Source organism: Enterobacter sp. MALB-1, assembly GCF_041021625.1.
Classification (GTDB): Bacteria; Pseudomonadota; Gammaproteobacteria; order Enterobacterales; family Enterobacteriaceae; genus Enterobacter; species Enterobacter oligotrophicus.
Genome location: NZ_JBDPJL010000001.1, coordinates 2,016,540 through 2,035,036, shown reverse-complemented (window position 1 = coordinate 2,035,036; position 18,497 = coordinate 2,016,540). Strand labels below are relative to the sequence as shown.

16 protein-coding genes are annotated in these 18,497 nt (G+C 50.7%); 5 read left to right on the top strand and 11 right to left on the bottom strand.

The features are described 5' to 3' along the window. Positions 1-14 precede the first annotated feature (14 nt). Both cls and ABGB15_RS09660 read left to right on the top strand, forming a co-directional pair. On the top strand, positions 15-1,475 hold the full coding sequence (gene cls / locus ABGB15_RS09665; RefSeq protein ID WP_152081310.1) for a cardiolipin synthase: 1,461 nt from the start codon (positions 15-17) through the stop codon (positions 1,473-1,475). 33 nt (positions 1,476-1,508) lie between these two features. After that, positions 1,509-1,838: an HI1450 family dsDNA-mimic protein gene (locus ABGB15_RS09660; protein WP_006810881.1), complete on the top strand. Its 330-nt coding sequence runs from the start codon at positions 1,509-1,511 to the stop codon at positions 1,836-1,838. Between the two features lie 31 nt (positions 1,839-1,869). Here the strand turns inward: ABGB15_RS09660 and ABGB15_RS09655 are convergent, their stop codons facing one another. The 7 genes from ABGB15_RS09655 to ABGB15_RS09625 all read right to left on the bottom strand — a co-directional run bounded on the left by ABGB15_RS09655 (position 1,870) and on the right by ABGB15_RS09625 (position 9,758). After that, entirely contained in the window at positions 1,870-2,706 is an 837-nt protein-coding gene (locus ABGB15_RS09655) for an ion transporter (RefSeq protein ID WP_152081311.1), read from the bottom strand. 47 nt (positions 2,707-2,753) lie between these two features. After that, positions 2,754-3,758: a murein tripeptide/oligopeptide ABC transporter ATP-binding protein OppF gene (gene oppF, locus ABGB15_RS09650; RefSeq protein ID WP_152081312.1), complete on the bottom strand. Its 1,005-nt coding sequence runs from the start codon at positions 3,756-3,758 to the stop codon at positions 2,754-2,756. Then, entirely contained in the window at positions 3,755-4,768 is a 1,014-nt protein-coding gene (locus ABGB15_RS09645) for an ABC transporter ATP-binding protein (RefSeq protein WP_152081313.1), read from the bottom strand. Before ABGB15_RS09645 ends, oppF begins: the two co-directional genes overlap by 4 nt. A gap of 11 nt (positions 4,769-4,779) precedes the next feature. Beyond that, positions 4,780-5,688, bottom strand: coding sequence for an oligopeptide ABC transporter permease OppC (oppC, locus tag ABGB15_RS09640; RefSeq protein ID WP_152081314.1), 909 nt, complete (start codon positions 5,686-5,688; stop codon positions 4,780-4,782). 12 nt (positions 5,689-5,700) lie between these two features. Continuing rightward, positions 5,701-6,621: an oligopeptide ABC transporter permease OppB gene (gene oppB, locus ABGB15_RS09635; RefSeq protein WP_152081315.1), complete on the bottom strand. Its 921-nt coding sequence runs from the start codon at positions 6,619-6,621 to the stop codon at positions 5,701-5,703. 84 nt (positions 6,622-6,705) lie between these two features. After that, on the bottom strand, positions 6,706-8,337 hold the full coding sequence (gene oppA, locus ABGB15_RS09630) for an oligopeptide ABC transporter substrate-binding protein OppA (protein WP_152081316.1): 1,632 nt from the start codon (positions 8,335-8,337) through the stop codon (positions 6,706-6,708). A 773-nt stretch (positions 8,338-9,110) separates the two neighbouring features. Continuing rightward, the gene (locus tag ABGB15_RS09625) at positions 9,111-9,758 is read right to left on the bottom strand and encodes a YchE family NAAT transporter (protein WP_152081318.1); all 648 of its coding nucleotides are present in this window, start codon (positions 9,756-9,758) and stop codon (positions 9,111-9,113) included. A gap of 479 nt (positions 9,759-10,237) precedes the next feature. Here ABGB15_RS09625 and adhE point away from each other — a divergent pair, with 479 nt between their 5' ends. Next, a complete protein-coding gene (gene adhE, locus ABGB15_RS09620) occupies positions 10,238-12,916 on the top strand; it encodes a bifunctional acetaldehyde-CoA/alcohol dehydrogenase (RefSeq protein WP_152081319.1) in 2,679 nt (892 codons plus the stop codon). A 77-nt stretch (positions 12,917-12,993) separates the two neighbouring features. Here the strand turns inward: adhE and tdk are convergent, their stop codons facing one another. Further along, on the bottom strand, positions 12,994-13,608 hold the full coding sequence (gene tdk, locus ABGB15_RS09615; protein WP_215722181.1) for a thymidine kinase: 615 nt from the start codon (positions 13,606-13,608) through the stop codon (positions 12,994-12,996). Between the two features lie 551 nt (positions 13,609-14,159). Here tdk and hns point away from each other — a divergent pair. Beyond that, complete coding sequence (hns, locus tag ABGB15_RS09610; RefSeq protein ID WP_003856724.1) at positions 14,160-14,573, top strand: histone-like nucleoid-structuring protein H-NS; 414 nt, start codon at positions 14,160-14,162, stop codon at positions 14,571-14,573. Between the two features lie 202 nt (positions 14,574-14,775). Here the strand turns inward: hns and galU are convergent, their stop codons facing one another. From galU to rssA, 3 genes are all read right to left on the bottom strand, one after another. Continuing rightward, positions 14,776-15,681 carry a UTP--glucose-1-phosphate uridylyltransferase GalU gene (galU, locus tag ABGB15_RS09605; RefSeq protein ID WP_152081321.1) on the bottom strand — a complete coding sequence of 302 codons (906 nt, stop codon included), beginning with the start codon at positions 15,679-15,681 and terminating at the stop codon, positions 14,776-14,778. Between the two features lie 199 nt (positions 15,682-15,880). Further along, on the bottom strand, positions 15,881-16,894 hold the full coding sequence (rssB, locus tag ABGB15_RS09600; RefSeq protein WP_152081322.1) for a two-component system response regulator RssB: 1,014 nt from the start codon (positions 16,892-16,894) through the stop codon (positions 15,881-15,883). 92 nt (positions 16,895-16,986) lie between these two features. After that, the gene (gene rssA, locus ABGB15_RS09595) at positions 16,987-17,889 is read right to left on the bottom strand and encodes a patatin-like phospholipase RssA (RefSeq protein ID WP_152081323.1); all 903 of its coding nucleotides are present in this window, start codon (positions 17,887-17,889) and stop codon (positions 16,987-16,989) included. A 105-nt stretch (positions 17,890-17,994) separates the two neighbouring features. On the opposite strand from rssA, the gene ABGB15_RS09590 reads away from it, so the two are divergent. Beyond that, a complete protein-coding gene (locus ABGB15_RS09590; RefSeq protein WP_152081324.1) occupies positions 17,995-18,453 on the top strand; it encodes a YchJ family protein in 459 nt (152 codons plus the stop codon). Positions 18,454-18,497 lie beyond the last annotated feature (44 nt).

The following is an 18,497-nucleotide window of genomic DNA, read 5'->3' as shown; positions in this document are numbered from 1 at the left end:
GGATTTTTTTACCTATGACAACCTTCTACACCGTGGTGAGTTGGCTGGTCATTCTGGGATACTGGCTGTTAATCGCGGGGGTGACGTTGCGCATCCTGATGAAGCGCAGAGCCGTACCTTCTGCCATGGCCTGGCTTCTGATTATCTACATTCTGCCGCTGGTCGGTATTATCGCCTATCTCTCTTTTGGCGAGCTTCATCTGGGTAAACGCCGTGCCGAACGCGCCCGCGCTATGTGGCCCTCCACGGCGAAATGGCTTAACGACCTCAAAGCCTGCAAACATATCTTTGCTGAAGAGAACAGCAGCGTTGCTTCTTCACTGTTTAAACTGTGTGAGCGTCGCCAGGGGATTGCGGGCGTCAAAGGTAACCAGCTGCAATTAATGACCACCTCCGATGACGTGATGCAGGCGCTGATCCGCGATATTCAGCTTGCCCGCCATAATATTGAGATGGTGTTCTATATCTGGCAACCGGGCGGAATGGCGGATCAGGTCGCCGAATCCTTGATGGCGGCGGCACGCCGCGGTATCCACTGCCGCCTGATGCTGGACTCTGCGGGCAGCGTCGCGTTTTTCCGTAGCCCGTGGGCGGGCATGATGCGCAACGCAGGCATCGAAGTGGTTGAGGCACTCAAGGTAAACCTGCTGCGTGTATTCCTGCGCCGCATGGATTTGCGCCAGCACCGGAAAATGGTCCTGATTGATAATTATATTGCCTACACCGGCAGTATGAACATGGTTGACCCTCGCTTCTTCAAACAGGACTCCGGCGTCGGGCAATGGATCGATTTAATGGCGCGCATGGAAGGCCCGGTGGCGACCTCTATGGGCATTGTCTACTCCTGCGACTGGGAAATCGAAACCGGCAAACGCATCCTGCCCCCGCCACCGGACGGAAATATCATGCCATTTGAGGAGGCCAGCGGGCATACCATTCATACCATTGCCTCCGGCCCTGGCTTCCCGGAAGACCTGATCCATCAGGCTCTGCTCACCGCCACGTACGCCGCGCGTGAGTATTTGATCATGACCACGCCCTATTTCGTCCCCAGTGACGATCTGCTCCATGCCATCTGTACCGCCGCCCAGCGTGGCGTGGATGTCAGTATTATTATGCCGCGTAAAAATGATTCCCTTCTGGTTGGCTGGGCAAGCCGCGCATTCTTTAGCGAACTGCTGGCCGCAGGGGTGAAGATTTATCAGTTTGAAGGAGGCCTTCTTCATACCAAGAGCGTGCTGGTAGATGGTGAGCTAAGCCTGGTGGGCACGGTCAATCTGGACATGCGCAGCCTGTGGCTCAACTTTGAAATCACCCTGGTGATTGATGATGCCGGATTTGGTGGCGATCTCGCCGCGGTTCAGGATGACTATATCTCCCGCTCTCGCCTGCTGGATGCAAGGCTGTGGGTGAAACGTCCGCTGTGGCAGCGAATTGCCGAACGACTGTTTTACTTCTTTAGCCCGTTGCTGTAAAACGTGCCCAACGATGTTAAACAGGTAGTCATCATGGAAATGGATCTGAACAATCGCCTGACCGAAGACGAAACGCTCGAGCAGGCCTACGACATTTTTCTCGAACTGGCGGTTGATAATCTCGATCCCGCAGACGTGATCCTCTTCAATTTGCAATTTGAAGAACGTGGCGGTGCCGAACTGTTCGATCCGTCTGAAGACTGGGCCGAGCATGTGGATTTCGACCTCAATCCGGACTTCTTCGCCGAAGTGGTGATTGGCCTGGCGGATGAAGATGGCGGTGAAATTAACGATATCTTCGCTCGCGTCCTGCTTTGCCGCGAGAAAGACCACAAGCTGTGCCATATTCTCTGGCGCGAATAATAAAAAAGGCTGCGAATGCAGCCTTTTTTATTTAATCCGGTAATTCGCTGCCACAACGGTTACAAAACCGCGCGCTGTGGTCATGTTCGCCCTGCTGGCAGCGCGGGCATTTACGCTGCTGCTTGCGGCTCTGAAATGCACTGCTCATATGCGTGGTAATCAGCCCCGTCGGGATCGCGATCACCGAATATCCGATCAGAATTAGTACCGAGGCCACAATGCGCCCGAGCGGCGTATGCGGCGTGATATCGCCATAGCCAACGGTCGTGACGGTCACAATGGCCCAGTAAACGGAGGCATTCAGCGTTGAGAAGCCATATTTTGGCCCTTCGATTAAATACATCAGAGAGCCAAACACAATCATCACGATTGCGATAAACGAATAGAAGAGAATAAGCTGGTGACGCGCGCTTAATATCGCGACCCAGAAAACCCTCAACGACGGCATAAAACGCAGCAGTTTCAGAATTCGTAACACGCGAATCGCACGCATTGCCCGCCAGGCAAACACATAATTCAGGCTAATTTCCGGCCAGAGCCACATCACGTAAAGCGGCAGGATAGTCGCTAAATCTATAAATCCCCAGAAACTGAAAACATATTTCGCCGGATTAGGCCAGCAGGCGACCCTCAGCACATATTCAGTGGTAAAGACGAGAGTAACTATTAGCTCCAGCCAGAGAAAAACGTGCCATTCGTCGAACGTCAGATGGTACTGCGTCCCGGCACCGGACTCGATAAAGATGATAATCACGCTGAGCAGCGCGAATAAACCGCAGAGCCCTTCGAAACGGCGACCCGACACCGTTTGGGGATCGAATAATAAACGATACAGCCGCTGACGGGCCGACGTGAATAATCGCGACACATTCACCTCGCAAAAAATAAGGGCTGACATCGTGTCAGCCCTTGCGATTATAACGGGTCTACTTTCAGGCAGGAAACCGCATGTCGGAAACTGCCCTCCAGAACCGGTCGCGTTTGTGCGCACTCCGGCCCTGCCATCGGACATCGCGTGCGGAATACGCAACCTGACGGCGGGTTAATCGGTGATGGCAACTCACCTTCCAGAAGCTGGATGGTTTTATTCTTTTCCAGATCGGGATCGGGAATCGGTACAGCAGACATTAACGCTCTGGTGTAGGGGTGCAGCGGATTGTGGTACACCTCATCGTAAGTGCCTAACTCGACAGCGTGGCCCAGATACATCACCAGTACGCGATCGGAAATGTGCTTAACGACGGCCAGGTCATGCGCGATAAAGATCAGTGACAACCCCATCTCGCGCTGCAGTTTTTGCAGCAGGTTTACCACCTGCGCCTGGATAGAGACATCCAGTGCAGAAACCGGTTCATCACAGATGATCAATTTCGGTTCGAGGATCAGCGCACGCGCAATACCAATTCGCTGGCACTGGCCGCCGGAGAACTCGTGCGGATAGCGGTTGATGAGGTTCGGCAGCAGGCCCACTTTCATCATCATCGCTTTCACACGGTCGCGGACTTCCTGACGCGACATCTTCGGATGGTAAGTGCGCAGCGGCTCGGCAATAATCTCACCAATGGTCATACGTGGGTTGAGTGACGCCAGCGGGTCCTGGAAAATCATCTGGATATCACTGCGCACGTCGCGCCATTCGTCCGGCTTCATGCCCAGCAGGTCTTTACCCAGCCAGGCGACTTTACCGTCTGTCGCTTTAACCAGACCGATAATCGCGCGTGCAAACGTTGATTTCCCGCAGCCTGATTCCCCCACCACGCCCAGGGTTTCCCCCTCGTAGAGGCGTAGTGTGACACCATCGACCGCTTTCAGGGTTTTAGGTGGCTGCCAGAACCACTGTTTGCCGTCTTTGATATCAAAATGCACTTTGAGGTCAGCGATTTCGAGCAGCACATTGCGTTTTTCATCTATTGCGTTCATACCAGTTCCTCCAGCGGCTTAAAGCAGGCGCGTAGACGGCCTGGGGCAAACGCATCCAGCGGCGGAGCGCTGTTACAAATTTCCATCGCGTGCGGGCAACGTGGCTGGAACGGACAACCTTTCGGCAGGCGCAGCAGGTTTGGCGGATTCCCTGGAATGGTCAACAGAGATTCGCCTTCTGCATCGAGACGTGGCACTGCGTTCAGCAGGCCAATCGAGTACGGATGCGCAGGGTGGTAGAACACATCACGCGCGTTGCCGTACTCCATGGTGCGCCCGGCATACATGACCAGCACCTTGTCACAGATACCGGCGACGACACCCAGATCGTGGGTAATCATAATGATTGCCGTGTTGAATTCGTGCTTAAGTTCATTCAACAGGGTCATGATTTGCGCCTGAACGGTCACATCCAGTGCCGTGGTAGGTTCATCAGCAATCAGCAGTTTTGGCCGACACAGCAGCGCCATCGCGATCATCACGCGCTGACGCATACCGCCCGAGAACTCGTGCGGGTACATGCGCATACGCTTACGGGCTTCCGGCATTTTTACCGCATCCAGCATTTTTACGGATTCGTCAAACGCTTCGGCTTTGCCCAGCCCTTTATGCAGCATCAACACTTCCATCAGCTGTTCGCCAACGCGCATGTACGGGTTTAGCGAGGTCATCGGGTCCTGAAAAATCATCGAAATCTGCTCGGCACGCAGTTTGTTCAGCTCCTGCTCCGGCAGGTTGAGGATCTCGCGACCGTTGAATTTCGCAGAACCGCCGATAACACCGTTCGCCGCCAGCAGCCCCATCAGCGCAAACGCCGTCTGGGATTTCCCGGAGCCAGATTCGCCCACAATCCCCAATGTTTCACCTGCACGGAGGTTGAAATTGAGATCGTTTACAGCAGTTACGTCACCGTCTGGTGTTTTAAATGTCACCCGGAGGTCTTTCACATCCAGCAGAATGTTGCTCTGCCGTTGCGCCTGTGGCGCAGTTGCCGTTTCAATAATCGTCATGACGGCGCTCCTTAACGGTCTTTCGGATCGAGGGCATCACGCAGGCCATCGCCGATAAAGTTGAAACAAAACAGGGTAACGACCAGGAAGCCTGCCGGATACAACAGCAACCACGGCGACACTTCCATAGAGTTCGCGCCATCACTCAGCAATGCGCCCCAGCTACTCAACGGCTCTTGTGTGCCCAGCCCCAGGAAGCTCAGGAAGGATTCGAACAGGATCATGCTTGGCACCAGCAGTGAGGCATACACCACCACCACACCCAGCACGTTCGGGACAATGTGGCGTACCACGATATTCCCCGTAGAAACACCCCCAACCTGCGCCGCTTCGATAAACTCTTTGCGTTTAAGGCTCAGCGTTTGCCCGCGCACGATACGCGCCATATCCAGCCAGGAAACCATTCCGATTGCCACGAAGATCAACAGGATATTCTGACCGAAGAAGGTCACCAGCAGGATCACGAAGAACATGAACGGGAAGGAGTTTAAGATCTCCAGCAGACGCATCATCACGGAGTCCACTTTTCCGCCCAGGTAGCCAGAAAGAGAGCCGTAAAGCGTGCCCAGGATCACCGCCACCAGCGCGGCGGCGATACCCACCATCAGCGAGATACGCCCGCCAATCGCCACACGAACCAGCAGGTCACGGCCTGAGGAGTCCGTCCCGAAATAGTGCCCGGACTCCATATCCGGCGCGCTGGACATCATGCCCCAGTCCGTATCGAAATAGGTGAATTGCGACAACATCGGCGCAAGCGTGACAAACAGCGCAATGATCACCAGCACAATCAGGCTGGCGACGGCGGCGCGGTTGTGCATAAAACGACGACGGGCGTCCTGCCAGAGGCTGCGACCTTCCACTTCCAGTTTTTCACTGAAGTTTTCCAGCGCCTCGCTGTTTTTCTTACTCAACATCATGGCGTGCTCCAGTTAGTAACGGATTTTCGGGTCGATGACGGCATACAGCACATCGACGATGGCGTTAAAGAGAATCGTCAACGCACCGACAAGGATTGTCAGACTCAACACCAGCGAATAGTCGCGGTTAAGCGCGCCGTTAACAAACAGCTGACCAATACCCGGCAGGCCATAGATGGTTTCAATAACCATTGACCCGGTAATGATACCGACGAAAGCCGGGCCCATGTAGGACAGGACGGGCAACAGCGCAGGCTTGAGCGCATGGCGGAAGATAATGCGGCGCATTGGCAGCCCTTTCGCTCGCGCCGTGCGGATGAAGTTAGAGTGCAAGACTTCAATCATCGAACCACGGGTAATACGCGCGATACTGGCAATATAGGCCAGCGATAATGCCACCATCGGCAAAATCATGAACTTGAGCGCCCCGCCGTTCCAGCCGCCACCGGGCAGCCATTTCAGCGTGATGGCAAATATCATTACCAGCAATGGCGCGACAACGAAGCTGGGGATAACCACCCCGGTCATTGCGACCCCCATTACGGCATAATCCCATTTGGTATTTTGTTTCAGCGCGGCGATAACGCCCGCCGTGACGCCGAGGACGACAGCCAGGATAAATGCCGCAGCACCTAATTTCGCTGACACAGGGAAGCTCGAAGCCACCAGGTCGTTAACGGAATAGTCTTTATATTTGAATGACGGTCCGAAATCACCGTGCGCAAGTTGCTTCAGATAATTGAAGTATTGGGTGGCGATAGGATCGTTTAAGTGGTATTTCGCTTCGATGTTGGCCATCACTTCTGGCGGCAGCGTACGTTCACCGGTAAAAGGGCTTCCCGGTGCAAGACGCATCATGAAGAAGGAAATCGTAATTAGAATAAATAGCGTTGGAATCGCTTCAAGACAGCGACGTAGGATAAATTTCAACATTGCCCGTACCTTCTGGCCTGTGCCTATATTATATGATGATGGTTAGACACCGTGGGGCGAGCCTGCCCGCCCCACTCATTGCCATTAATGCTTGATAATATACAAGTTTTTAACGTAGATATTATCCATCGGGTCTTTACCGGTATAACCACCTACCCACGGCTTAACCAGACGGGCGTTAACGTAGTAGTAAACCGGAACGATCGCGGAGTCTTTATCCAGCTGCTGCTCAGCTTTGGAGTACAGCTCGGTACGCTGTGCTTCGTCAGTCGCTTTCAGGGTGTCGCCGATCAGCTTGTCAAACGCCGGGCTCTTATAGTGAGCCGTGTTGTTTGAGCTGTCGCTCAGCATGGTGTTCAGGAAAGAGGTCGGTTCGTTATAGTCCGCACACCAGCCTGCACGTGCCACATCAAAGGTGCCCTGATGACGGCTATCCAGGAAGGTTTTCCACTCCTGGTTTTCCAGCTTCACGTTCGCACCCAGGTTCTTTTTCCAGATCGAGGAGACGGCGATAGCCAGCTTTTTGTGCAGGTCAGAGGTGTTATACAGCAGGCTGAAGGTCAGCGGTTTGTCTGCGGTATAACCCGCTTCGGCCAGCAGTTTCTTCGCTTCTGCGTTACGCTGCTCCTGCGTCATTTTGAACCACTCTGGCTCGGTCAGTTTCGCGCCATCGGTGTACGGCGGGGTGTAGCTGTATGCTGGCAGATCGCCCTGGTTCTTCACTTTGTTGACGATGATATCGCGATCCAGAGCCAGCTTCAGTGCGGTACGAACGCGCACATCGGTAAATGGCGCTTTCTGGTTGTTGATTTCGTAGTAGTAAGTACACAGATACGGATCGACGTGGACTTCTTTAGGGATCTCTTTTTTCAGCTTCTGGAACAGTTCAATCGGCATGTTGTTATAAGTCATGTCGATTTCACCGCTGCGGTAACGGTTAACGTCTGTCACTTCAGAGGCAATTGGCAGGTAGGTTACCTGGTTAATCACGGTCTTCGCGTTGTCCCAATAGTTAGGGTTACGCTCAAGATCGATACGTTCGTTAACCACCCAGGCTTTCAGCTTATACGCCCCGTTGGTGACGATATTGGCAGGCTGAGTCCATTTCTCACCGAATTTTTCCACAGCGGCTTTCGGTACCGGAGAAACTGACGGGTGAACCAGCAGCTTATAGAAGTACGGAACAGGTTCGCTCAACGTCACTTCAAAGGTATTGGCGTCGATGGCTTTCACGCCCAGATCGGTAACCGGTTTTTTGCCGGCAATGATGTCATCAATATTGGCAATATGGCCGTACTGCAGATAGCTCGCATAGGGCGAAGCGGTATTTGGATTCGCCAGACGCTGCCAGCTATACACGAAGTCTTCGGCAGTAACTGGCGTGCCGTCTGACCATTTCGCATCTTTACGCAGATGGAAGGTCCAGACTTTGAAATCTTTGTTTTCCCATTTTTCTGCCACACCCGGTGCCGGGTGGCCGTCTACGTCGGTCACCAGCAGGCCTTCGAACAGGTCGCGGTTAACGTTAGACTCAGGAACGCCTTCAATTTTGTGCGGATCAAGAGATTGTACTTCCGCACCGTTGTTACGCACCAGCGTCTGTTTCTCAGCTAGTTGAACACCTGCAGGAACGTCCGCAGCCATTGCAGCGTTGCCTGTGATTAGCGCAGTTAAAATTCCCGCCGCTACCAGACTTTTTTTTGTGATGATGGACATTGTGTTGATACTCCACTCATTATAATGACTGGCCTTCGCCAGCTGTGTAATCCCCTTTTGGGGCCTGTACAGCGCAGGAGTTTTTTTTGCTGCTGTCAGGTTCTTTTTTTACTTCTTGCTATCACCGACTTTTTATTACTGACCGCTCGTATGGCCGTCTTGCGTCGATTCATTAACACGTCACCCCTGTCTGTGACGCGTATTGGATATCTGAGAAGAGGACTATATGAAAATAATTCTCATCTACTTGTTTAGTGCTACAAAATATAAGGCCGGAAAGTACCAAAAGGCGGAAACTCTCGCCAATACATTTTGCAAATTTGTTAAGCAATTCTCTTTTACGCCGAGTGCCGTTTCTTGGGGGGCAGCCCTGCCCGACATCAAATACCAGGAAAATCCCCTGTTATTCAATAGAGTAGAGAAAAGTATCTCTCTTCGCGCGTCGCTGCGCTATCATCGGCTGGATTTGTACAAAAAATTAACAACTGATTATTATTTAGCACATTCCTCTGGGGGAACGTTAAAATTACTAATATCATTTCGGTTATCTCTCAGCAAGCCCCAGAGTATCATGTGAGGAAAATAACAGTGAGTTTGAAGGTTTTTCATGCAGGGTAGCGAAGGAGGGATTAATAACTCTTTGAAAACTAACAAAAGACAATTATTAGCAGAATTTATTATGGCTCGTGCATTTTTCAACTTTATTTATATGATTTGCTGATAATCACGTAAAAAAAAACGGAGCGCATGCCCCGTTCTTTCATATGAAATAATCAGTGTAATAGTCCGGGGAAAATGCTCTTGATCCCGGTGACGATGAATTCGATACCCAACGCCATCAATAAAAGGCCCATGATACGGGTGATAACGTTGATTCCCGTCTGCCCCAGCAAACGTACCAGCCACGGTGCCATGCGGAAGACTCCCCAGCAGCAGAGCGCGAAAACGGCAATGGCGACGGAAAAACCGATAAGATGCATCAGGTTGTGGTAGCGAGTCCCCCACACTATCGTCGAACTGATGGCCCCAGGGCCTGCCATTAGCGGTAACGCCAGCGGCACAACGCCAATGCTTTCACGGATCGCCGTTTCTGATTTTTCCTGCTTGTTCTGCTTATCTTCCCCCAGCTTGCCGCTGATCATCGACATGGCGATGGTCACAACCAGAATCCCACCAGCAATACGGAATGAATCAATTGAGATCCCGAACAACTGCAGAATAGCGTCGCCAAGAAAAAGCGAAGTAAGCAAAATGATAGCCACTGACAGGTTAGCCGTCAGATTGGTTTTGTTCCTGGCCGCTGCCGTTTGATAGCTGGTCATACTAATGAAGACCGGAATGATCCCTACCGGGTTCACCAGTGCAAACAAACCAATAAAAAACTTAAAATATGTCGGGAAATCAAAGAGCGTTTGAATCACGTGTAGCTCCGCTAATGAGCATGGCCTGAGACTAAAAATGTGTCATGGTTAAACCGCGCTGAAGATACGCTTTTTATGCGCATACTTCATCAGAAATCTGAGTCAAAATGCCCTCATTTCATGATGTTAAATATTTGTAGAATCAATGATAGAAGCGCTTCCAATAGTTACGTAATTATTTAACAGTGGAATAATCATGGCGAAATAACCCTGCTGAAAGGTATCAGCTTGTGAGAAAATTGACGCAGATCATGATTTTCGTACTCAGAAGTGAGTAATCTTGATTACGCCGCCAGGGAGATCACCCGTCAAAAAGGTATGATGCTAAGGTAAGGCTCTTTTAGTAAATTAGTGAGCTGGAGCAAGAAGTAACCCTTTGTTTTAATGTGTATTACGCAAGGGTTATCGGCTCTGACTATACTGTCTGACGTATCGAGCGCTGGTTTACTAAAAGAGTTTAACATTATCAGGAGAGCATTATGGCTGTTACCAATATCGCTGAACTGAACGCACTCGTCGAGCGCGTGAAAAAAGCACAGCGTGAATATGCCAATTTCACCCAAGAACAGGTTGATAAAATCTTCCGCGCGGCCGCTCTGGCTGCTGCAGATGCTCGAATCCCTCTCGCTAAAATGGCCGTTGCCGAATCCGGCATGGGTATCGTTGAAGATAAAGTGATCAAAAACCACTTTGCTTCTGAGTATATCTACAACGCCTATAAAGATGAGAAAACCTGCGGCGTGCTGTCTGAAGACGACACATTCGGTACTATCACCATTGCAGAACCTATCGGCATCATTTGCGGTATCGTTCCAACCACTAACCCAACGTCTACCGCTATCTTCAAATCGCTTATCAGCCTGAAGACCCGTAACGCAATTATCTTCTCTCCACATCCACGTGCTAAAGATGCGACAAACAAAGCAGCAGATATCGTTCTGCAGGCCGCAATCGCAGCTGGCGCACCAAAAGATCTGATTGGCTGGATTGATCAACCGTCCGTTGAACTGTCTAACGCACTGATGCATCACCCTGACATTAACCTGATTCTGGCGACCGGTGGTCCTGGTATGGTTAAAGCAGCGTACAGCTCCGGTAAACCTGCTATCGGCGTAGGCGCGGGTAACACTCCTGTTGTTATCGACGAAACGGCTGATATCAAACGTGCTGTTGCTTCTGTTCTGATGTCCAAAACCTTCGACAACGGTGTTATCTGTGCTTCTGAACAGTCTGTTGTTGTGGTTGATTCCGTTTACGACGCCGTTCGTGAACGTTTCGCCAGCCACGGTGGCTATCTGCTGCAAGGTAAAGAGCTGAAAGCTGTTCAGGACATCATCCTGAAAAATGGCGCACTGAACGCCGCTATCGTTGGTCAGCCAGCGTACAAAATTGCAGAGCTTGCAGGCTTTACCGTTCCGGCTACCACTAAGATCCTGATCGGTGAAGTAACCGTTGTTGACGAAAGCGAGCCATTTGCTCACGAAAAACTGTCCCCTACGCTTGCAATGTACCGTGCGAAAGATTTCGACGACGCGGTAGAGAAAGCAGAGAAACTGGTCGCCATGGGCGGTATCGGTCACACCTCTTGCCTGTACACCGACCAGGACAACCAGCCAGAACGTGTTGCTCACTTCGGTCAGAAGATGAAAACCGCACGTATCCTGATTAACACCCCGGCTTCTCAGGGTGGTATCGGTGACCTGTACAACTTTAAACTCGCACCTTCCCTGACTCTGGGTTGTGGTTCCTGGGGTGGTAACTCCATCTCTGAAAACGTTGGTCCAAAACACCTGATCAACAAGAAAACCGTTGCTAAGCGAGCTGAAAACATGTTGTGGCACAAACTTCCGAAATCTATCTACTTCCGCCGTGGCTCTCTGCCAATCGCGCTGGATGAAGTGATTACTGATGGCCACAAACGTGCGCTCATCGTGACTGACCGTTTCCTGTTCAACAACGGCTATGCAGACCAGATCACCTCTGTGCTGAAAGCCTCTGGCGTCGAAACTGAAGTCTTCTTTGAAGTTGAAGCTGACCCAACACTGAGCGTTGTGCGCAAAGGTGCTGAACTGGCGAACTCCTTCAAACCAGATGTGATTATCGCACTGGGTGGTGGTTCCCCAATGGACGCCGCGAAGATCATGTGGGTCATGTACGAGCATCCGGAAACCCACTTCGAAGAACTGGCACTGCGCTTTATGGATATCCGTAAACGTATCTACAAGTTCCCGAAAATGGGCGTGAAAGCGAAAATGATCGCCGTCACCACCACGTCCGGTACGGGTTCAGAAGTCACACCGTTTGCGGTTGTGACTGATGACGCCACCGGTCAGAAATACCCACTGGCTGACTATGCACTGACTCCGGATATGGCTATCGTTGACGCCAACCTGGTGATGGATATGCCGAAATCACTGTGTGCATTTGGTGGTCTGGATGCCGTCACTCACGCCCTGGAAGCCTATGTTTCCGTACTGGCCTCTGAGTTCTCTGACGGTCAGGCTCTGCAGGCTCTGAAACTGCTGAAAGAAAACCTGCCAGCATCTTATAACGAAGGGTCTAAAAACCCGGTAGCGCGTGAACGTGTACACAGTGCAGCAACTATCGCAGGTATCGCGTTTGCGAACGCCTTCCTGGGTGTTTGCCACTCAATGGCACACAAACTGGGTTCTCAGTTCCACATTCCTCACGGTCTGGCGAACGCCCTGTTGATCAGCAACGTTATTCGTTATAACGCCAACGACAACCCAACCAAGCAGACTGCTTTCAGTCAGTACGACCGTCCGCAAGCACGTCGTCGTTACGCTGAAATTGCAGACCATCTGGGTCTGAGCGCGCCGGGCGACCGTACCGCTGCGAAAATCGAGAAACTGCTGGCATGGCTTGACAGCATCAAAGCAGAGCTGGGTATTCCTAAATCTATCCGTGAAGCAGGCGTTCAGGAAGCTGACTTCCTCGCTCACGTAGATAAGCTCTCTGAAGATGCATTCGATGACCAGTGTACCGGTGCTAACCCACGTTACCCGCTGATCTCCGAGCTGAAACAGATCCTGATGGATACCTACTACGGCCGTGAGTACAAAGAAGGCGACGTTGTTGCTGCAAAAGTTGAAGCACCTGCAGTAAAAGCTGACAAAAAAGCGAAGAAAAGCGCTTAATTGACAGCCTGATAAAAAACCCGCCAATGGCGGGTTTTTTTATGCCTGATGTCAGGCCTGAAAATTACAATCAGGGATTATTTTCGATTGTCACTCTGGATTGCCGTCAACGAGCCCACAACAAGCGCTTCTTTATAGTGTTTGCGGCAGACTGACACATAACGCTCATTCCCGCCTATGACCACCTGCTCACCGTCTGCATATGGCTTCCCCGACTGATCCAGACGAAGCACCATACTGGCTTTACGTCCACAGAAACAGATGGTTTTCAGTTCTACCAGTTTATCGGACCAGGCAAGCAAATACTGGCTACCGGGAAATAACTCGCCCCGGAAATCAGTGCGCAGGCCATAACAAAGAACGGGGATATCCAGCTCGTCTACAACCTCTGACAGCGCATGAACCTGTTCACGCGTCAGGAACTGGCTTTCGTCGACCAGCACACAATGAATGGGCTTATAAGCATGCTCTGCACGGATATCCTCTAACAAATCAGTTTCCGGGTTATACAGCCTTGCAGGAGACGAGAGCCCTATTCTTGAACTTACCTTTCCTGCACCAAAGCGATCGTCGATCTCGGCAGTGTAAACGACGGTACGCATACCGCGTTCCTGATAATTGTAGGAAGATTGCAGCAACGCTGTCGATTTCCCTGCATTCATTGCCGAATAGTAGAAATAAAGTTGTGCCATTGGCTGTAAAACCCTAATCAATGTGTAATATTCCCGATGAATCATTGTACCATATTTTGTCTCGTCATCAGCGATACACCGCACAGACTATGCCGTTCAGAGCAAGCGGAGGCATCGGGAAGTATAGAAAATAATACGTTAAAACAGTCATTAAACGCTTTTAAGGCCATCATTACCTTAAGCGCCCAGCCAAACATAACACTTCTTTTTATACTGGAATCAACGTTCATTAAAATTCACTATTTATTAACTATTTTTTGCTGTAGCTGCGCTTAGCTGGAGTAATACAAAAGGCTGATATTTATCCGCCGCAACTATAATTCCTGAGGGAAATGTCACAAAAACAAACATGCAATCAGCAGGCTGTTGCCGTTTAGGGTGATATCTTGCAGGACAGACAAGCGATGAAATTTAAGTTAGCGTAATTAATAATAGCGTCGATAATTTAGTATTTTTTGAATTCCTTACATTCCTGGCTATTGCACAACTCAATTTATCGCTCTATTATTAGGTCAACAAACCACCCCCATTATAAGTTTGAGATTACTACAATGAGCGAAGCACTTAAAATTCTGAACAACATCCGTACTCTTCGTGCGCAGGCAAGAGAATGCACCCTGGAAACGCTTGAAGAAATGCTGGAAAAATTAGAAGTTGTAGTTAATGAGCGTCGTGAAGAAGAAAGCGCAGCTGCCGCCGAAATCGAAGAACGTACTCGCAAACTGCAGCAATATCGTGAAATGCTGATTGCCGATGGTATCGATCCAAACGAATTGCTGAACAGCATGGCTGCGGCTAAAACAGGTACTAAAGCGAAACGCGCTGCTCGTCCGGCTAAATATAGCTACATTGATGAGAATGGCGAAGAGAAAACCTGGACTGGCCAGGGTCGTACTCCAGCCGTTATCAAGAAAGCAATGGATGAGCAAGGTAAACAACTGGATGACTTCCTGATTAAGGACTAATCTGGCCGTATTCTAAGAATCCCGCTATTAGCGGGATTTTTTATGCCCACAATTTACCTCAAACATCCGCTTACAGTCTGTCATATAGCATAAGCGTCGATTTAACGTCCTTTACATTCCCGTGACTCCGCGAAGTTCCTGTGAGCATAAAAAAACCGGCGGGCAAAGCCACACCGGTCTTGTTGAGCGGAGTATCAGATTATTACTTAATACCCACGCTTTCTTTGAGCCAGGCTTTAAATTCTTCGCCCAGGCTATTATGACGGATACCATATTCAACAAACGCCTGCATATAACCGAGTTTATTACCGCAGTCGTGGCTCTTCCCTTTCATATGGTAGGCTTCAACGGTCTCTTTCTCGATCAGCATATCAATAGCGTCGGTCAACTGGATCTCATCACCTGCTCCTGGAGGCGTTTTCGCCAGCAGCGGCCAAATTTCAGCACTCAGCACATAACGACCCACAACCGCCAGATTGGACGGCGCAACGTCGGCTTTTGGCTTCTCTACCACACCGACCATCGGTACGCTTTCGCCAGGCTCAAGGTTAACGCCTTTGCAGTCAACAACACCATAAGCGGTCACGTCTTCAACCGGCTCAACCATAATCTGGCTGCTGCCTGTTTCGTCGAAGCGTTTAATCATTTCGGCGAGGTTATCCTGAGAAAGATCTGATTCGTATTCGTCCAGAATGACATCTGGCAGAATAACCGCGACGGGCTCATTACCCACAACCGGATGCGCGCACAGTACCGCATGGCCCAGCCCTTTAGCCAGGCCCTGACGAACCTGCATAATGGTCACGTGTGGAGGGCAAATAGATTGAACTTCAGCTAACAGCTGGCGCTTAACACGTTTTTCCAGCATTGCTTCCAGCTCAAAACTGGTATCGAAATGGTTCTCGATAGAGTTCTTAGATGAATGCGTAACCAGTACAATTTCTGTAATGCCTGCAGCGATACATTCATTAACGACATACTGGATTAATGGCTTATCCACCAAAGGCAGCATCTCTTTCGGGATGGCCTTTGTTGCTGGTAACATCCTGGTCCCCAATCCCGCTACCGGGATAACGGCCTTTCTGACTTTCGAATTTAGGGCAGCCATTGAAATTCTCCTGAGCTGTTCAAGTTTTGAACTTTTATGCATTAAATAACGCGTTGAGTATATCAGCCATCCCCTGTAGTACGGGTCTGAAAAGAACGCGTTGCCGATCAATTAGGATAAATACGAATGAATCTGGTAGTGATAGTAGCACTGCCGCCAAAACACAGGTAAAGCAATCTGATTAATAAAATCTGACTGCTTATTCCGTGGACAACATTAAGCGTAACCGCCCTCCTGCCCCCCAAATTTGACACTGCCAGGACGAACAACGATGGCTAATTTGATTGAGATACGCCGTGCCCAATGTTCCCAGCGGGACACCGTTACTCACCTGAATATGATGTTCACCGGTATTCAGTGAGGCGTTTAAACCCGCAGAGACAAGGATGAGGTTTTTCAGCCCGCTATGGTAATAACCAACCAAAAGCGGAAACTGTCCTGGCAAATTGGCCTGGCGAAAAAGTTGGTTAACTTGTTTCAGCAAACTTCCTAACTCAGGAAGCCGTTGTCCCTGATGGGATAACTGCTCCTGCAGCAGTCCATTAAAGAGTGCGCGAAGTAATAACGCCGCTAATACGCCATTATCCCCTGCTCGCGTGACGTCCAGGCAATAAAATGCCAAATCGGTATCTGACAACGGGGCAATATCCAGCACCAGGCCAGGCTGATCGGCCGCTACCAGCTGGCGATAATTCACTCGGCAATGCGAAATATTTTGCTGCACTGGCGGCTGAAGCTCTTGCAATAATTTCGCGGCCGCAGGGGGATCGCTGACTAAGGCATCCCAGTCCTGGAAAAGGCGTTCTTCTTCTTCGACACGGGAATTGAACATATTGGGATACAGGCAGGCCAGTACGGTTTCACGCAAACGGCTGAGATCCTTAACGGGCTTCAGCAGAATGTCCTGCACACCCAACCGCAACGCCTTAGCGATATCCGCCATATTCTCCGTCGCAGAAATCACCAGTATTGGCGTCTGGTCGCCTTCATTACGCAGGTGCTCAACCAGCTTAAGACCGTTCATGCGCGGCATGGCAATATCGCAGATCATCAAATCAGGAGTGATACTGACCATTTTCTCCAGCGCATCAATGCCATCTTCAGCAAGCGACGTAATTGCGCCCAGCGAGGATAACCACGAATCCAGCAGCGATCGGAAAACGGGCTCGTCTTCAACTATCAAAATGTGTTTTCCGGCCAATGGCTGCGTCATAGTTCCTCCCCTGGCTGACAGTTACTCAATAGTGGCATGCTATCGGTACTATCGCCTGTCAGATTTTGCTGAAGTAATCAAAAAAAGGATGCTTAAAGTGCTGTCCGCACAAATGGCAACAGTTCATCTATTTTCTTTTCGACGGCTAACGAGCCCGCTGCGATGGCGGCCTCGGCCCGATGGAAATCAAGGGTAGAGATTTGCGGACAATATGGCTGAATCAGAATATCTGGCGGATCTCCGGCCATACGGTTTCGCTTCAGGCGATTCTCAAGCACCTGAATAGAGGTGGTCATTATTTCCATTGCGGTCGGCGCAGTGATGGCACGTTTTGCAGCCATACGCCCTATTCTTCCGCGTAAGCGTTCATGCCAGGCGAGCCGCTCCCCCTCTGCATCATCACTATGGAGGTTGACCGGCATGAGGTCTTGCTGCATCAGGTGAGCATCGTGTTGCAAATCCACGGCGATGACGATATCCGCGCCCATTGCGCGTGTCAGTGAAATAGGCACCGGGTTCACTACCCCGCCATCCACTAACCAGTAACCGTTATGCGGCACAGGAGCCATCAGACCCGGTATGCTGCAGGATGCGCGCACAGCGAGGTGAATATCTCCCTCGGTGAGCCATAACTCTCTGCCCGTACTAAGGTTCGTTGCCACGGCTCCGAAGGGCATCTGACAATGACGAAAGTCATCAAGAGGCATTATCTGACGAAACTGATTAAACACACGTTCGCCGCGTAGCAGGCCACCACGCTGCCAGGAGAGATCCATCAGGCGCAGGACATCCCAGTAGCTGAACGAGCGAACCCAACGTTCAAGCTCCGGGAGCTTACCGCACGCGTATGCAGACCCAACCAGCGAACCAATTGAACACCCTGCAACGATATCAATGTCGATTCCCATCTGTTTTAAGGCATTGATAACGCCAATATGTGACCAGCCCCTGGCTGCACCTGAGCCCAGCGCCAGACCTATTTTTACCTTTCTCATTAGCCCTGCTTAAACTTCCCCTGGATTCCAGACATAGCGTCAACGCAACTGCTCAGTTAACATGGTGCTACCTTAAAAGTTAATTTTTGTTCCAGGAAGAGAATCGTGTCTCAACTCTGCCCCTGCGGTAGCGCTCTGGAGTATAGCCTATGTTGCCAGCGATATCTTTCTGGCGAGCAGGTTGCACCAGACCCGTCACACCTTATGCGTTCACGATATACTGCTTTTGTGATCCGCGACGCAGACTACCTGATTAAAACCTGGCACCCATCGTGCCACGCTGCCGATTTTCGGCAAGATATTGAAACCGGGTTCGCCAACACCCGATGGCTCGGGCTTACCGTGTTTGAGTCTGCTCCTGGCCGAGACAACAATGAAGGCTACGTGAGCTTTGTTGCCCGGTTTAGCGAACAGAATAAACCGGGAGCAATTATCGAACGTTCCCGGTTCTTAAAGGAAAGCGGGCAATGGTATTATATTGACGGTACGCGTCCTCAATTCGGTCGTAACGATCCCTGCCCCTGCGGTTCAGGTAAAAAATTTAAAAAGTGTTGCGGGCAGTAATGCCTGACAACTCAGACTTCGCAAATACTCAAACAGGATTTCCC

Bases quoted from the DNA above. Each gene is read 5' to 3' on its own strand.
- cls (WP_152081310.1), top strand. From the start codon at position 15: ATGACAACCTTCTACACCGTGGTGAGTTGGCTGGTCATTCTGGGATAC.
- ABGB15_RS09660 (WP_006810881.1), top strand. From the start codon at position 1,509: ATGGAAATGGATCTGAACAATCGCCTGACCGAAGACGAAACGCTCGAG.
- oppF (WP_152081312.1), bottom strand. From the start codon at position 3,758: ATGAACGCAATAGATGAAAAACGCAATGTGCTGCTCGAAATCGCTGAC.
- ABGB15_RS09645 (WP_152081313.1), bottom strand. From the start codon at position 4,768: ATGACGATTATTGAAACGGCAACTGCGCCACAGGCGCAACGGCAGAGC.
- oppC (WP_152081314.1), bottom strand. From the start codon at position 5,688: ATGATGTTGAGTAAGAAAAACAGCGAGGCGCTGGAAAACTTCAGTGAA.
- oppB (WP_152081315.1), bottom strand. From the start codon at position 6,621: ATGTTGAAATTTATCCTACGTCGCTGTCTTGAAGCGATTCCAACGCTA.
- oppA (WP_152081316.1), bottom strand. From the start codon at position 8,337: ATGTCCATCATCACAAAAAAAAGTCTGGTAGCGGCGGGAATTTTAACT.
- adhE (WP_152081319.1), top strand. From the start codon at position 10,238: ATGGCTGTTACCAATATCGCTGAACTGAACGCACTCGTCGAGCGCGTG.
- tdk (WP_215722181.1), bottom strand. From the start codon at position 13,608: ATGGCACAACTTTATTTCTACTATTCGGCAATGAATGCAGGGAAATCG.
- hns (WP_003856724.1), top strand. From the start codon at position 14,160: ATGAGCGAAGCACTTAAAATTCTGAACAACATCCGTACTCTTCGTGCG.
- galU (WP_152081321.1), bottom strand. From the start codon at position 15,681: ATGGCTGCCCTAAATTCGAAAGTCAGAAAGGCCGTTATCCCGGTAGCG.
- rssB (WP_152081322.1), bottom strand. From the start codon at position 16,894: ATGACGCAGCCATTGGCCGGAAAACACATTTTGATAGTTGAAGACGAG.
- rssA (WP_152081323.1), bottom strand. From the start codon at position 17,889: ATGAGAAAGGTAAAAATAGGTCTGGCGCTGGGCTCAGGTGCAGCCAGG.